This is a genomic window from Variovorax sp. GW823-FHT04F07 (genome assembly GCF_058795995.1).
The window spans coordinates 93,664-107,555 of record NZ_JBXAIG010000002.1 but is presented as its reverse complement, the minus strand read 5'-3'; the positions used below and the strand labels follow the sequence as shown (position 1 = coordinate 107,555).

15 protein-coding genes are annotated in these 13,892 nt (G+C 67.9%); 10 read left to right on the top strand and 5 right to left on the bottom strand.

Going from position 1 to position 13,892, the window contains the following annotated elements:
• Positions 1-9: 9 nt before the first annotated feature.
• Entirely contained in the window at positions 10-561 is a 552-nt protein-coding gene (locus AC1RAA_RS09535; protein WP_492732543.1) for a phasin family protein, read from the bottom strand.
• A 184-nt stretch (positions 562-745) separates the two neighbouring features.
• On the opposite strand from AC1RAA_RS09535, the gene AC1RAA_RS09530 reads away from it, so the two are divergent.
• Entirely contained in the window at positions 746-1,672 is a 927-nt protein-coding gene (locus AC1RAA_RS09530) for a histone deacetylase family protein (protein ID WP_369632162.1), read from the top strand.
• The gene (locus AC1RAA_RS09525) at positions 1,669-2,121 is read left to right on the top strand and encodes an acyl-CoA thioesterase (protein WP_492732494.1); all 453 of its coding nucleotides are present in this window, start codon (positions 1,669-1,671) and stop codon (positions 2,119-2,121) included. Before AC1RAA_RS09530 ends, AC1RAA_RS09525 begins: the two co-directional genes overlap by 4 nt.
• 64 nt (positions 2,122-2,185) lie before the next feature.
• On the opposite strand, the gene AC1RAA_RS09520 is transcribed toward AC1RAA_RS09525, so the two are convergent.
• Together AC1RAA_RS09520 and AC1RAA_RS09515 are read right to left on the bottom strand one after the other, a co-directional pair.
• The gene (locus AC1RAA_RS09520; protein ID WP_492732492.1) at positions 2,186-2,596 is read right to left on the bottom strand and encodes a hypothetical protein; all 411 of its coding nucleotides are present in this window, start codon (positions 2,594-2,596) and stop codon (positions 2,186-2,188) included.
• Positions 2,597-2,663: 67 nt separating this feature from the next.
• A complete protein-coding gene (locus AC1RAA_RS09515; RefSeq protein ID WP_095950977.1) occupies positions 2,664-2,897 on the bottom strand; it encodes a CsbD family protein in 234 nt (77 codons plus the stop codon).
• A gap of 185 nt (positions 2,898-3,082) precedes the next feature.
• Between AC1RAA_RS09515 and pncB the strand changes: the two genes are divergently transcribed.
• From pncB to AC1RAA_RS09475, 8 genes are all read left to right on the top strand, one after another.
• The gene (pncB, locus tag AC1RAA_RS09510; RefSeq protein WP_070059637.1) at positions 3,083-4,303 is read left to right on the top strand and encodes a nicotinate phosphoribosyltransferase; all 1,221 of its coding nucleotides are present in this window, start codon (positions 3,083-3,085) and stop codon (positions 4,301-4,303) included.
• Positions 4,304-4,339: 36 nt separating this feature from the next.
• Positions 4,340-5,752: a sodium:proton antiporter gene (locus tag AC1RAA_RS09505; protein ID WP_492732490.1), complete on the top strand. Its 1,413-nt coding sequence runs from the start codon at positions 4,340-4,342 to the stop codon at positions 5,750-5,752.
• Positions 5,753-5,786: 34 nt separating this feature from the next.
• Positions 5,787-6,779 (top strand): 2-hydroxyacid dehydrogenase, encoded by a 993-nt coding sequence (locus AC1RAA_RS09500; protein ID WP_095950975.1) that lies wholly within the window; start codon positions 5,787-5,789, stop codon positions 6,777-6,779.
• A gap of 42 nt (positions 6,780-6,821) precedes the next feature.
• A complete protein-coding gene (locus AC1RAA_RS09495) occupies positions 6,822-8,192 on the top strand; it encodes a DNA recombination protein RmuC (RefSeq protein WP_492732541.1) in 1,371 nt (456 codons plus the stop codon).
• Entirely contained in the window at positions 8,189-9,352 is a 1,164-nt protein-coding gene (locus AC1RAA_RS09490) for an MFS transporter (protein ID WP_354347219.1), read from the top strand. The genes AC1RAA_RS09495 and AC1RAA_RS09490 overlap by 4 nt, the downstream gene beginning before the upstream one ends.
• Positions 9,353-9,483: 131 nt before the next feature.
• The gene (locus tag AC1RAA_RS09485) at positions 9,484-11,022 is read left to right on the top strand and encodes an MFS transporter (RefSeq protein WP_492732488.1); all 1,539 of its coding nucleotides are present in this window, start codon (positions 9,484-9,486) and stop codon (positions 11,020-11,022) included.
• 82 nt (positions 11,023-11,104) lie between these two features.
• The gene (locus AC1RAA_RS09480; RefSeq protein WP_095950973.1) at positions 11,105-11,563 is read left to right on the top strand and encodes a hypothetical protein; all 459 of its coding nucleotides are present in this window, start codon (positions 11,105-11,107) and stop codon (positions 11,561-11,563) included.
• A gap of 2 nt (positions 11,564-11,565) precedes the next feature.
• On the top strand, positions 11,566-12,216 hold the full coding sequence (locus tag AC1RAA_RS09475) for a TetR/AcrR family transcriptional regulator (RefSeq protein ID WP_354347215.1): 651 nt from the start codon (positions 11,566-11,568) through the stop codon (positions 12,214-12,216).
• Between the two features lie 15 nt (positions 12,217-12,231).
• Here AC1RAA_RS09475 and AC1RAA_RS09470 read toward each other — a convergent pair whose 3' ends face one another.
• A complete protein-coding gene (locus tag AC1RAA_RS09470; RefSeq protein ID WP_070059745.1) occupies positions 12,232-13,095 on the bottom strand; it encodes an LOG family protein in 864 nt (287 codons plus the stop codon).
• A gap of 122 nt (positions 13,096-13,217) precedes the next feature.
• On the bottom strand, positions 13,218-13,772 hold the full coding sequence (efp, locus tag AC1RAA_RS09465) for an elongation factor P (protein WP_062479082.1): 555 nt from the start codon (positions 13,770-13,772) through the stop codon (positions 13,218-13,220).
• Between the last annotated feature and the right edge of the window lie 120 nt (positions 13,773-13,892).

Genomic DNA, 13,892 nt, shown 5'->3' with positions numbered 1-13,892 from the left:
GGTCGGTGCTTAGCGCTTGCGCGAAGCGGTGGCCGTCTTGGCAGCGGCGACGGCTTGGGTCGACACGGCGTTGAAGTTGGCTTCGGCGACGTCCGACGCTTGCTTGACGGCCTTCTGGACCGATTCGAAAGCGTTGTTGGCGGCGGCCACGGCGCTCTTGAGCACGGCGACGGCGGTTTCCGAACCGGCGGGGGCGTTCTTGGAAGCGCTGTCGACGAGGCCGACGAAGGCTTGCTGGGCTTCAGCGGCCTTGGCTTCGAAAGCCTTCGAGAATTCGGCGCTGGTGCCTTGGGCGATGTCGTACAGGTGACGGCTGTAGGCAGCGGTCTTTTCGGCCAGGGGCTGGAACAGGCTGGCTTGCAGCGTCAGCAGCTCTTGGGCGTCCTTGACGTTCAGGGCAGCTTGAGCGGTGCTCTGTGCTTCGGTCAGGGCGGCCTTGGAAGCGGTCACGTTCAGTTCGACCAGCTTTTCAACGCCTTCGAAAGCCTTGGTGGTCAGGCCGAACAGGGTTTCGAGGTTTGCTTTTTGAGCGGCGAGGATTTGGTCAGCGGTCAGGGCCATTTGAGATCTCCAGAAAGGATGATGGGGTGGTCGATTCACGTTGCGCTGCGCCTCGTCGTTCATGTTGCGGTGCAGCATGGCCTGAAGTATAGGCAGCTGAACGCAGCGATCAAGTGGTTTTTGCTGCTGTGCAGCAATTTAGAAGCGGCCTTCTAAATCCGGCCTGCGCGGCCAGAATGCGGCCATGCGTGCTTTCTATTCCGGGCAGTTCGTCCTGCCCCTGCCGCCGGGCCACCGCTTTCCCATGTCGCGCTACGCGATGCTGCGCGATCGCCTGCAGGAGCAGCTGCCGGCCGTCGAGATGGACCCGGCCCCGCGCGCCACCGACGACGAGCTGGCGCTGGCCCACACCCCCGAATGGATCGCCGCCGTCAGCGAAGGCCGCGTGAGCCCGCAGGCCATGCGCGAGATCGGCTTTCCCTGGAGCGAGGCGATGGTCGAGCGCTCGCGCCGCTCCACCGGCGCCACCATCGCGGCCTGCCGCGCGGCCTTCGCGGGCGGTGTGTCGGCCAACATGGCGGGCGGCACGCACCACGCCTATGCAGACAAGGGCAGCGGCTTCTGCGTCTTCAACGACGCGGCGGTGGCCGCGCGGCTGATGCAGGTCGAGCAGGCCCGCGCCGGCCGGCTGCTCAGGGTGGCCATGATCGACCTCGACGTGCACCAGGGCAACGGCACCGCCCGCATCTTCCAGGGCGACCCGAGCGTGTTCACGCTGTCGGTGCACGGCCAGAAGAACTTTCCGTTCCGCAAGGAGGCGAGCGACCTCGACGTGGAGCTGCCCGACGGCTGCGGCGACACCGACTACCTGGCGGCGCTGGAGCACGCGCTCGACGAGCTCGACCGCCGCTTCTCGCCCGGCCTCGTGATCTACCTGGCCGGCGCCGACCCCTTCGAGCGCGACCGGCTGGGCCGCCTCAAGCTGAGCTTCGACGGGCTGGAGGCGCGCGACCGCCGCGTGTTCGACTGGACCTGGCAGCGCCGCATCCCGACGGCCTTCGCGATGGCCGGCGGCTACGCCAGCGACATCGCCGAGACGGTGCAGGTGCAGCTGGGCACCTTCCGGGTGGCGCTCGATTACTGGCGCCGCTGGCAAAATGCCGCGCGATGAGTGCCCCGACCCCCACCCCCAAGCCCACGCCCCACACCCGCAGCGCCTACCGGGCGTTTCGCAGCATCCCGACGCGCTGGGCCGACAACGACATGTACGGCCACGTCAACAACGTCGTCTACTACAGCTGGTTCGACACCGCGGTGAACGCGCTGCTCATCGAGCGCGGCGCGCTCGATATCCACGGTGGCCAGACCATCGGCTTCGTGGTCGAGACGCAGTGCAACTACTTCGCGCCGGTGGCCTTCCCGCAGACGGTGGAGGCGGGCATCCGCGTGGCGCAGGCGGGCCGATCGAGCGTGCGCTACGAGATCGCGCTCTTTGCCGAGGGCGCTGACACTGCCGCCGCGCAGGGGCACTTCGTCCATGTGTACGTCGACCGCGCGACGCAGCGGCCGGTGCCGTTGCCCGAGGCGCTGCAGCAGGTGGTCGATTCGCTGCGCGCCTGAGCGCCCGCCCATGAAAAACGGCGCCCGCAGGCGCCGTTCGTGGGTGAGTGGGGTGTGACCCCGCTTACATCGTCTTCTTCATGGCCTTGATGTCGGCCTTGCCCTGGGCTTCATCAGCCTTGGCCTGCTTCACGCAAGCGTCCTTGGCCGCGCCACTCTGGTCGTCGCACTTTTCCTTCGCGACTTCATAGGTGGCCTTCACCTTCTCTTCGGCCACCTTGCGGGCATGGCTGTCGCTCGGCTGGTACTGCTGCTCCAGCTCGGCCTTGGCCACTTCTTCCTTGCCCTTGGCTTCCTTCTGGCAGACGTCCTTGGCGTTGTCCTTCATCGTGTCGCACTGGGCCTTGGCGACCTTGTAGTCGGCCTCGACCTTCTCCTTGGCGACCTTGTACTCGTCCTTGGTCATCGCACCGGCCTGGCCGGCGACGAAGAAGGTGGAGGCGAGGGCGAGCATGACGAGGTGTTGTTTTTTCATGGTGTGTGTCCTTTGCGGTGAATGACAGGGAAAGAGAAGGGAAGGGCGCAGGGCGCCTGCTTCTTTCTCAGTTCTTCTCGAACCAGAGTGCGTCCGGCGAGCGGCCGTCGCGAGATTCCCAGTCCTTGACCTGCTTCTCGGCCTCGTCGCGGCTGATGCCGTGGCGTTCCTGGATGCGGCCCAGCAGCTGGTCGCGCTTGCCGGCGATGACGTCGAAGTCGTCGTCGGTCAGCTTGCCCCATTGCTCCTTGATCTTGCCCTTGAGCTGCTTCCAGTTGCCTTCGATGGTGTCCTTGTTCATGCGAATCTCCTTGAGAAAGAGTGATGACCCGGCGGAACATGCCGCCGCCGTGAAATCAATGTCGCGTGGGTGATTCCCCCTGCCGGTAGGACGTGCAGGCCGGCCCTCGTAGGCACAGGCCGACGCAGGCCGTGATAATGGAACGGACGCCGACGACAGAGACCCGAGACACCGCGCACCGCACCATGATCATTCACAGCCTGCTCGACACCGACCTCTACAAGTTCACGATGATGCAGGTGGTCCTGCACCACTTTCCGGGGGCGCGGGTCGAGTACCGCTTCAAGTGCCGCAACCCGGGCGTCAACCTCGCGCAGTTCGCGGGACAGATCCGCGACGAGATCCGCAGCCTGTGCTCGCTGCAGTTCCGCGACGCCGAACTCGCCTACCTGCGCTCGATGCGCTTCATCAAGAGCGACTTCGTCGACTTCCTGGGCCTGTTCCGGCTCAACGAGAAGTACATCAACGTCATCCCCCAGCCCTCGGGCGAGCTTGAGATCCGCATCAAGGGGCCGTGGCTGCACACCATCCTGTTCGAGATCCCGGTGTTGGCCATCGTGAACGAGGTCTACTTTCGCAACACGCAGAAGAACCCCGACTTCGAGGAAGGCCGCCGCCGCCTCGACCTCAAGATCAGCCAGCTGCAGGAAGCCGGCCTGGGCGACCTGAAGATCGCCGACTACGGCACTCGCCGCCGCTTCTCGAAAGACTGGCACGAGGAAGTGCTGCGCACCCTGACCCAGCGGCTCGGCGCCGTGGCCTCGCCGCCGGCCAAGTCGCCCGCGGGCGAGCGGCTGCCGCAGCTGGCGGGCACCAGCAACGTGCTGTACGCCATGAAGCTCGGGCTCATCCCTCTGGGCACCATGGCGCACGAATACCTGCAGGCCTGCCAGGCGCTGGGCCCGCGGCTGCGCGACAGCCAGATCTTCGGCTTCGAGAGCTGGGCCCGCGAATACCGCGGCGACCTGGGCATCGCGCTGTCCGACGTGTACGGCATGAGCGCCTTCCTGCGCGACTTCGACCTGTACTTCTGCAAGCTCTTCGACGGCGCGCGCCACGACAGCGGCGACCCGTTCCAGTGGGGCGAGCGCATGCTGGCGCACTACCACGCGAACCGGGTCGACCCGCTCACCAAGACGCTGATCTTCAGCGACGGCCTCACGGTGCCGCGCACCATCGAGCTGTACCAGCAGTTCCGCGGCCGCTGCCTGCTGGCCTTCGGCATCGGCACCAACCTCACCAACGACCTGGGCTACGAGCCGCTGCAGATCGTCATCAAGATGATCCAGTGCAACGACCAGCCGGTGGCCAAGCTGTCGGACACGCCGTCCAAGAACATGTGCGAGGACGAGAAATACCTGGCCTACCTGCGCCAGGTGTTCGAGATCGAACAACCCCCCGTTTGAAGGCTGTACTGACCTGTCTGGTACGGTACAGCCCCCATGAAGAAAACGATCCGACTGACGGCAGCCGCGGCGCTGCCGATGCTCTTTCCCGCCCTGGCCTTCGCCGCCGATTTCGACGGTGCCGCGCTCTCGCCGCTGTGGGGCGTGCCGTTCGCCGGCATCCTGCTGTCCATCGCGCTGCTGCCGCTGGCCACGCCCGCGTTCTGGCACCACCACTACGGCAAGATTTCCGCCGCCTGGGCGCTGGCCTTCCTGCTGCCCTTTGCCGCGACCTACGGCGCGGGGCTGGCGGGCGTGCAGCTCGTGCATGCGCTGGTGGCCGAGTACATCCCGTTCATCATCCTGCTCACGGCGCTCTTCACCGTGGCGGGGGGCATCCACATCCGCGGCAACCTGCACGGCACGCCGGGGCTCAACACGGCGATCCTGGCCATCGGCGCGGTGCTCGCGAGCTTCATGGGGACCACGGGCGCCTCGATGCTGCTGATCCGGCCGCTGATCCGGGCCAACGACAACCGGCAGCGCAAGGTGCACGTGATCGTGTTCTTCATCTTCATCGTGTCGAACGCGGGCGGCTCGCTCACGCCGCTGGGCGACCCGCCGCTGTTCCTCGGCTTCCTCAAGGGCGTGGGCTTCTTCTGGACCGCGCAGCACATCCTGCCCGAGACGATCTTCATCCTGGCCGTGCTGCTGGCGTTGTTCTACGTCATCGACCGCCACTTCTACCGCAAGGACGGCGTGCTGCCCGTGGACCCGACGCCCGACACCCCGCGCCTGGGCTTCGACGGCGCGGCCAACTTCTGGCTGCTGGGCGGCATCGTCGCGCTGGTGCTGCTGAGCGGCTTCTGGAAATCGCCCGTGGTGTTCGACGTGTTCGGCACCGAGGTCGGCCTGCCGGGCCTGGTGCGCGACGTGGGGCTGGCGCTGATCGCCATCGTCTCGTACAAGCTCACGGCGCCCAAGGTGCACGCCGACAACCAGTTCGAGTGGGGCCCGATGGCCGAGGTGGCCAAGCTCTTCGCCGGGATCTTCCTGACCATCATCCCGGTGATCGCCATGCTCAAGGCCGGCACGCAGGGCCCGTTCGGCGCCATCGTCGCGGCCGTGACGCGCGCCGACGGCCAGCCCGACCCGGCCATGTACTTCTGGGCCACCGGCATCCTGAGCTCGTTCCTGGACAACGCGCCGACCTACCTCGTGTTCTTCAACACGGCGGGCGGCGACCCGGTGGCGCTCATGACCACCTATGCCAGCACGCTGGCCGCCATCTCGGCCGGCGCCGTGTTCATGGGCGCCAACACCTACATCGGCAACGCGCCGAACCTGATGGTCAAGGCCATCGCCGAAAGCCGCGGCGTGCGCATGCCCAGCTTCTTCGGCTACATGGCGTGGTCGGGGGCGATCCTGGTCCCGCTGTTCGTCCTGTGCACCTTCATCTTCTTCCGTTGATCCTTCCAGCCCTTCAAAGAAAGAGACACGTTCCATGAGCAGCAGCAAGCCCAAGATCCTGGTCGCGCGCGCGGTGTTCCCCGAGACCCTCGCGCGCCTGGCGCAGCATTTCGAGGTCGAGTCGAACCAGGCCGACGAGACCTGGAGCAAAGACCAGCTGATCGCGAAGCTGCAGGGCAAGCAGGGCGCCTTCACCACCGGCAGCGAGCGCATCGACGCCGCGGTGCTCGACGCCTGCCCCGAGCTGAAGATCTGCGCCAACATGGCCGTGGGCTACAACAACTTCGACGTCGACGCCATGGCCGCGCGCGGCGTGCTGGGCACCAACGCGCCCGACGTGCTGACCGAGACCACGGCCGACTTCGGCTTCGCGCTGCTCATGGCCACCGCGCGCCGAATCACCGAGAGCGAACACTTCCTGCGCGCGGGCAAGTGGGAAAAGTGGAGCTACGACATGTTCGCCGGCTCCGACATCCACGGCTCGACGCTGGGCATCATCGGCATGGGCCGCATCGGGCAGGGCATTGCCCGGCGCGGCGCGCACGGCTTCGGCATGAACGTGATCTATCACAACCGCTCGCGCCTCGATGCCGCGCTCGAGGCCGAGTGCAAGGCCCGCTATGTCGGCAAGGACGAGCTGCTCAAGACCGCCGACCACGTCGTGCTGGTCGTGCCGTACTCGCCGGCCTCGCACCACACCATCGGCGCGGCCGAGATCGCGCTCATGAAGCCGACCGCCACGCTGGTCAACATCGCGCGCGGCGGCATCGTCGACGACGCCGCGCTGGCCGTGGCGCTGCGCGAGAAGCGCATCGCCGCCGCCGGCCTCGACGTGTTCGAGGGCGAGCCCAAGGTCCACCCCGACCTGCTCACCGTGCCGAACGTCGTGCTCACGCCGCACATCGCCAGCGCCACCGTGCCCACGCGCCGCGCCATGGCCGACCTCGCGGCCGACAACCTCATCGCCTGGGGCACCGGCAAGGGGCCCTTGACCCCGGTCACGCCGGTGCCAGCGGCCACGAAGTAACCTGAAATCTGACCGCGAGCGCGACACGCCCCCACCTTGGAACTGACGGATCTGATTCTTCTCGCACTGGCCGCACTCGCCGTGGTGCAGCTGGTGCTGGTCATCTGGCTGCTGGCCCGCCGGCCACCCCCACCTGACCACAGCGAAATGCTGGGCGTGCTCGCCGCCATGGGCCGCGCCAACGAACGCACCGAGCGCGAGCTGCGCCACGAGATCGGCGAAAGCTCGCGCGGCGCACGCCAGGAAACCGCGCAGGCCTTCGCCACCTTCCAGCAGTCGCTGGTGCAGCAGGGCGCCGAGGCCACGCGCACGCAGAACGCCCAGCTCGACGCCTTCGCGCTGCAGCTCGCGTCGCTGCAGAAGACCCTGGCCGACACGCTGAACACCCAGCTGCAGGGGCTGAGCGAATCGAACGCGCGCCGCCTTTCCGAGGTGCGCACGACCATGGAAACCCAGCTCGCCCAGCTGCAGCAGAGCAACACCGCCAAGCTCGACGAGATGCGCAAGACCGTCGACGAAAAACTGCAGAGCACGCTCGAGGCGCGCCTGGGCGAAAGCTTCAAGCAGGTGGCCGACCGGCTCGAGCAGGTGCACAAGGGCCTGGGCGAGATGCAGACGCTGGCCGTCGGCGTGGGCAGCCTGCAGCGCGTGCTGACCAACGTGAAGACGCGCGGCGTGTTCGGCGAGGTGCAGCTCGAGGCGCTGCTCGAGCAGGTGCTCACGCCCGAGCAGTACGCGCGCCAGGTCGAGACCAAGCCGCGCAGCGGCCAGCGCGTGGACTTCGCGATCCGCTTTCCGGGGCGCGGCGACGACGGCGCGCCGGTGTGGCTGCCGATCGACGCCAAGTTTCCGCGCGACGATTACGAACGCCTCATCGATGCCCACGAGCGCGCCGATGCAGCCGGCGCCGAGGCCGCGGCCAAGGCGCTCGAAACGCGCATCCGCGTCGAGGCCAAGTCGATCGCCGAGAACTACCTCGCGGCGCCGCACACCACCGATTTCGCGATCCTGTTCCTGCCGGTCGAGAGCCTCTATGCCGAGGTGCTGCGCCGCCCCGGACTGATGGACGCGATCCAGCGCCAGCATCGCGTGACGCTGGCCGGCCCGACCACCTTGCTCGCCATGCTCAACAGCCTGCACATGGGCTTTCGCACGCTGGCGCTGGAGCGCCAGGCCTCCGAGGTCTGGAAGGTGCTGGGCGCGGTCAAGACAGAGTTCGAGCGTTACGGCGAATGGGTCGCGCGCATCAAGGAACAGGTGGCCAAGGCCTCCGACACCATCGACAAGGCCGACACGCGCGCCAAGCAGATGCGCCTGGCGCTGCGCAAGGTCGAGGCCTTGCCCGAGGCGCAGTCGCAGGCGTTGCTGCCGCCCACGGCCGACACTGACAGCGAGGCCGACGACACCCCGTGAAAGGTTCTGAACTGCTGCGCGTCATCGTGGCGCAGGTCTGTTTGCACGCCACGATGGCGGGCATGCGGCTCGCCACCCCGCTGCTCGCGCTGCAGCAAGGCTACAGCGCAGCGGCCGTCGGCCTGCTGATCGCGCTGTTCGCGCTGACCCAGGTGTTTCTTGCATTGCCGGCCGGGCGCTTCGCCGACCGGCACGGGCTCAAGCGACCGCTGTGGCTGTCGGTGATCGCGGCCTCGGGCGGGGCAGGGCTGGCGCTGGTTTTTCCGGTGTTTCCCGTCATGTGCATCGCCGCGCTGCTGACCGGCGGCGCCACTGGCGCGACCGTCATCGCGCTGCAGCGGCACGTGGGCCGCTCGGCCACCGACCCGACACAGCTCAAGCGCGTGTTCAGCTGGCTGGCCATCGCGCCGGCGGCGGCGAACTTCGTCGGGCCCTTCCTGGCCGGGATGCTGATCGACCACGCCGGCCGCGCGCCGGCCGACTTGCTGGCCTTTCGCATCTGCTTCGCCGTGATGGCCTTTTTGCCGCTGCTGTGCTGGCTGCTGGCGCGCGGCGCGCACGAGCCGCCGCGGGTGGCGCCGGTGCCGGGCGCCGCGCCCACGCGGGCCTGGGACCTGCTGCGCGAGCCGATGTTCCGCCGCCTGCTGTTCGTGAACTGGCTGCAGTCGTCGAGCTGGGACGTGCACGCCTTCGTGCTGCCGGTGCTGGGCCACGACCGGGGCATCAGCGCCTCGGTGATCGGCTCCATCCTCGGCGCCTTCGCGATCGCCGCGGCGGTCATTCGCGTGGTGCTGCCGCTGATCGCGTCGCGTGCGTCGGAGCGTAGCGTGATCCTGAGTTCGACCGTTGTCACTGCGGCCGTGTTCGCCATCTACCCGCTGCTGGATTCGCCGTGGACCATGGGCATCTGCTCCGTGGTGCTGGGCTTCGCGCTCGGCGCGGTGCAACCGATGGTGATGAGCATGCTGCACCAGATCACGCCGCATGCCCGGCACGGCGAGGCGCTGGGGCTGCGGCTGATGACCATCAACGCGTCGAGCGTCGCGATGCCGATGCTGTTCGGCTCGCTCGGTGCGCTGATCGGCATTGCCGGCGTGTTCTGGGTGGTGGGCGGCGTGCTCGCGCTGGGCGCGAAAGCGACCTGGGGCTTGAAGCTCTGACGTGCGCGGGGAGGGCGCCTGACGGCGGCCTGAATCCCACGTTGCAAATAACAGTAATTCTCATTTGATTGACAAAATACTGACTCAAAGTCAGTATCGGCGCCTTCTTCGTTCCTGACTCGAAGGCGTCCATGGACTCCCATTCCCCGTCGGCTGCGACCGACCCGCGCCGCCGCCTGGCCCTGGTGGCGGCGGTCTACCTCGGCAGCTTCATCGCTACGCTCGACGTCAGCATCGTCAATGTCGCGCTGCCCACGCTGCAGCGCGCGCTCGCGACCGACCTGGCCGGGCTGCAGTGGGTGATCGACATCTACGCGCTGTGCCTGTCGGCCTTCATGCTGTCGGCCGGCCCGATCGGCGACCGCTACGGCCGCAAGCGCGCCTGGCTGGCCGGCGTGGTGGTCTTCACCGTGGGCTCGGCGATGTGTGCGATGGCGTCGGGCCTACCGATGCTGCTGGCGGGCCGCGCGGTGCAGGGCGTGGCCGGCGCGCTGATGATCCCGGGCGCGCTGTCGCTGCTGGCGCATGCCTTTCCCGAGCCGGCCAGCCGCGCGCGGGTGATCGGCGGCTGGTCGTCGTTCACGGCGCTGTCGCTGATCCTCGGGCCGATGCTCGGCGGGTTGCTGGTGGACCACGCGGGCTGGCAGAGCATCTTCCTCATCAACCTGCCGATCGGCGTGCTGACCGTGGCGCTGGGGATGTGGGGCCTGCGCGAGTCCTCGCACCCCGAGCACGCGGCGCTCGATCCGGTCGGGCAGGTGCTCAGCGTGCTCTGGCTGGGCGCACTGACCTACGGGCTCATTGCCGCGGGCGAACACGGCTGGGGTTCGCGCCACGCGGTGGTCGCGCTCGTCGCGGCGGGTGTCGGGCTGGCGCTGTTCCTGGCCGTGGAGGCGCGCGTGGAACGGCCGCTGCTGCCACTCGCGCTGTTCCGCGACGCGCGCTTTTCGGTCACCAACTTCGCCTCGTTCGTGCTGGGCTTCTCGACCTACGCCAGCCTGTTCTTCTTCTCGCTGTTCCTGCAGCAGGTGCAGGGCTGGTCGGCCAGCGAGACCGGCTGGCGGCTGGTGCCGCAGTTCGTGGCGACGGGCCTCGTGGCCTCGCAGTTCGGCCGGCTGGCGCGCCGCTTCGAGGTGCACACGCTGATGGTCGCGGGCTACGGACTGATCGGCGTGGCGATGCTGCTGCTGACGCTGTTCTCGGCCGACACGCCGTACCTGCCGCTGGCGCTGCTCTTCGTGGCGCTGGGGGCGGGCGCGGGCCTGGCCGTGCCGGCCACGAGCACGGCGGTGATGGCGTCGGTGCCCGCGCAGCGCTCGGGCATGGCCTCGGCCACCATGAATGCGCTGCGCCAGGGCGGCATGCTGATCGGCATCGCGCTGCTCGGCACGCTGATGCGCACGCGCGCCACCGCGCTGATGACCGAGTCGCTCGCGCGTGCCGGCGTGCCCGACGCACCGCAGGCGGCCGTGGCGGCGGTGTCCCGTCACGACCTCGGCGCGCTGGCCGCGCTCGACCCGGGCGTGGCACAGCGGCTCCTGAGCGATGCGCTCGCGGGCGGCTTCCATGCCGCGATGGCCTGTGCCGGCGTGGCCGGCCTGGTGGCGGCGGGGCTGCTGCTGCGCGTCAGGCCGCGGGCCGCCGCGCTCGCAGCCCCCACGCGCGCCTGAGCTGTTCGCCATGCCCGCTGTCCGCATTCCCTTCCTGCGCCGCAGTGCCCGGCGCCTTCCGGTTGTCTACAAGGAGTCTTTCATGATCCGTCACGAACTCAGTCAATGGCCGCTGGTCATCAGCGTGTCCGCAGGCCTGCAGACGCTGGAAAGCCTGCAGGCCTTCACCGAAGACTGGAACCGCTGGCTCGACCGCGGCGAGCCCTTTGTCTCGCTGCGCGTGTTCGCGGACGCCGACGCGCTGGTGCATCCCGAGGGCAGCGCTCAGAGTGCGAAGCAGTGGCTGCAGGCGCGCGGCGCCGACATCCGCCGCCATATGATGGGCATGGCGAGCGTGGTGCCCGCCGACCAGTTCGAGAAGATCAGCAAGATGAACGTCGAAAAACTCTTCGGCATTCCCGCCAGCACCTTCGCCCGCACCGACGAGGCCCTGGCCTGGCTGCGCGAGCGCGTGCTGGCCCCGCGCGGCCTGCGTCTCGATGCCGCGGCGGTGCACGCCGCCATCGACACGGCACGCGCCGGTGCCATGGCCGGTTCTTGAGCATGACAAGCAGCAGCCCCGACGACGCCCCCGCCACCGCCGCGCGCCGCCGCACCAAGGCGCCGCAGACCCGCGCCGTCGCGCTGATGGACGCCGCCGAGCAGCTGTTCATCGCCAAGGGCATTCCCGCCACCAGCATCGACGACATCGCCGCCGGCGCGCAGGTGGCCAAGGGCACCTTCTACCTGTACTTTCCGTCGAAGGAGGCGCTGCTCGGCGCGCTGCAGCAACGCTTCGTCGACACCTTCTGCGCCCGCCTGCAGGAGGCGATGGACCGCCACGCGCCGGGCAAGTACCGCGCGCGGCTCAAGGCCTGGGTGGAAGCGGGGCTGGAGACCTACCTGGACAACGTTGCGCTGCACGACGTGGTGTTCCACGAGTACCGCCCCGAGGACCGGCGCATGCGCAACGACAACGTCGTCATCACGCAGCTGGTCACCCTGCTGAAGCAGGGCGACGCCGCGGGCGTGTGGGAAGTCGAGGACGCAACGCTGACGGCCGTGATCCTCTTCAATGCGCTGCACGGCGTGGCCGACGATGCCGTGGCCATGGGGCCGCACGCGAACCCCGTGGCCGACCGCCGCCGCCGCGCCCGCGCGCTCACGCGCTTCTTCGAGCAGGCCCTGCGGCCCGACGACAGCGACGACGCCTGATCGATATCGGGTCGATCAGAGTTTGTAGAAACGTTTGATCGCGTCCCACGCGTCTTCCGGCGCGTCGACGTATTCGAAGAGCTTCACGTCGCCAGGCGAGATCACGCCTTCGTCGACCAGGAAGTCGAAGTCGATCAGCTTCTTCCAGTAGTCCGAGCCGAAGAGCACGATCGGCACCGGCTTCGACTTCTTGGTCTGCACCAGCGTGATCACCTCGAACAGCTCGTCGAGCGTGCCGAAGCCGCCCGGGAACGCCACCAGCGCCTTCGCACGCATCATGAAATGCATCTTGCGGATCGCGAAGTAGTGGAACTTGAAGCTCAGCGCCGGCGTGACGTAGGGGTTGGCTTCTTCTTCCATCGGCAGCGCGATGGCCAGGCCGACCGAGAGGCCGCCGGCTTCGTGCGCGCCGCGGTTGGCCGCCTGCATGATGCCGGGGCCGCCGCCAGTGCACACGAAGAGCTTGTCCTGCGGTTCCTTCTTCTCGCTGTACTGCGCGACCAGCTTGCCGAAGGTGCGCGCCTTCTCGTAGTAGTGCGAGTTGCGCGAGAGCCGGCGCCAGCGCTCGGCCAGGGCCGTGTCGCCGGCCGCCTCGGCCTGCGCGACCAGCGCGGCGGCCTCGTCTTCGCTGCGAAAGCGCGCGCTGCCGAAGACCACCACCGTGTTCTCGATGCCGTGGGCGCGCTGCTCGAGGTCGGGCTTCATCAGCTCGAGCTGCATGCGGATGCCGCGCGTTTCGCGGCGCAGCAGGAACTCGGGGTCGGCGAAGGCCAGGCGCGAGGGATCGGGATCGAGGGGCAGGCCCCGGTCGGAATGGGACTGCAGCGTGGCCCAGGCATCGGCCAGGCGCTTGTCGTGAATGTTGTGCGTGTTGTTCATGAAACGGTCGTCGAACGGAATTGGCTTGGCATTGTGCGCCGATGCAACCCGCGTGCCCGCCAACGAAAAAGGCTCCTTGCGGAGCCTTCGTCGTGGTGGTGGTCAGCCGGGTGCAGACGCGCTCAGACGCGCTTGCGGTACTCGCCGGTGCGGGTGTCGATTTCGATCTTGTCGCCTTGCGACACGAACAGCGGCACGCCGACTTCGAAGCCGGTGGCGATCTTGGCGGGCTTCATGACCTTGCCCGAGGTGTCGCCCTTGACGGCCGGCTCGGTCCAGGTGATTTCGCGCTCGACGCTGGTCGGCAGTTCGACCGAGATGGCCTTGCCGTCGTAGAACACCACTTCGACGGCCATGCCGTCTTCGAGGTAGTTCAGGGCGTCGCCCATGTTCTCGGCTTCGACTTCGTACTGGTTGTACTCGGCGTCCATGCAGACGTACATCGGATCGGCGAAGTAGGAGTAGGTGCACTCCTTCTTGTCCAGCACGATCTGGTCGATCTTGTCGTCGGCCTTGAAGACCACTTCGGTGTTGAAGTTGGCGATCAGGCTCTTCATCTTCATGCGCACGGTGGCGCTGTTGCGGCCGCCGCGGCTGTATTCGGTCTTGAGGACGACCATCGGGTCCTTGCCGTGCATGATGACGTTGCCGGCGCGGATTTCTTGAGCGATTTTCATATCAGGTTCTCTGGATGTTGGCCGCTCGGTGCGCGGGGCCCTCGGCGCTGCATGCCGTCGTATCTGGCCCCGCCGTACATGTCCCGCGGCAGGTTTGGCGAAAGGCCTCCCCGACCGTGG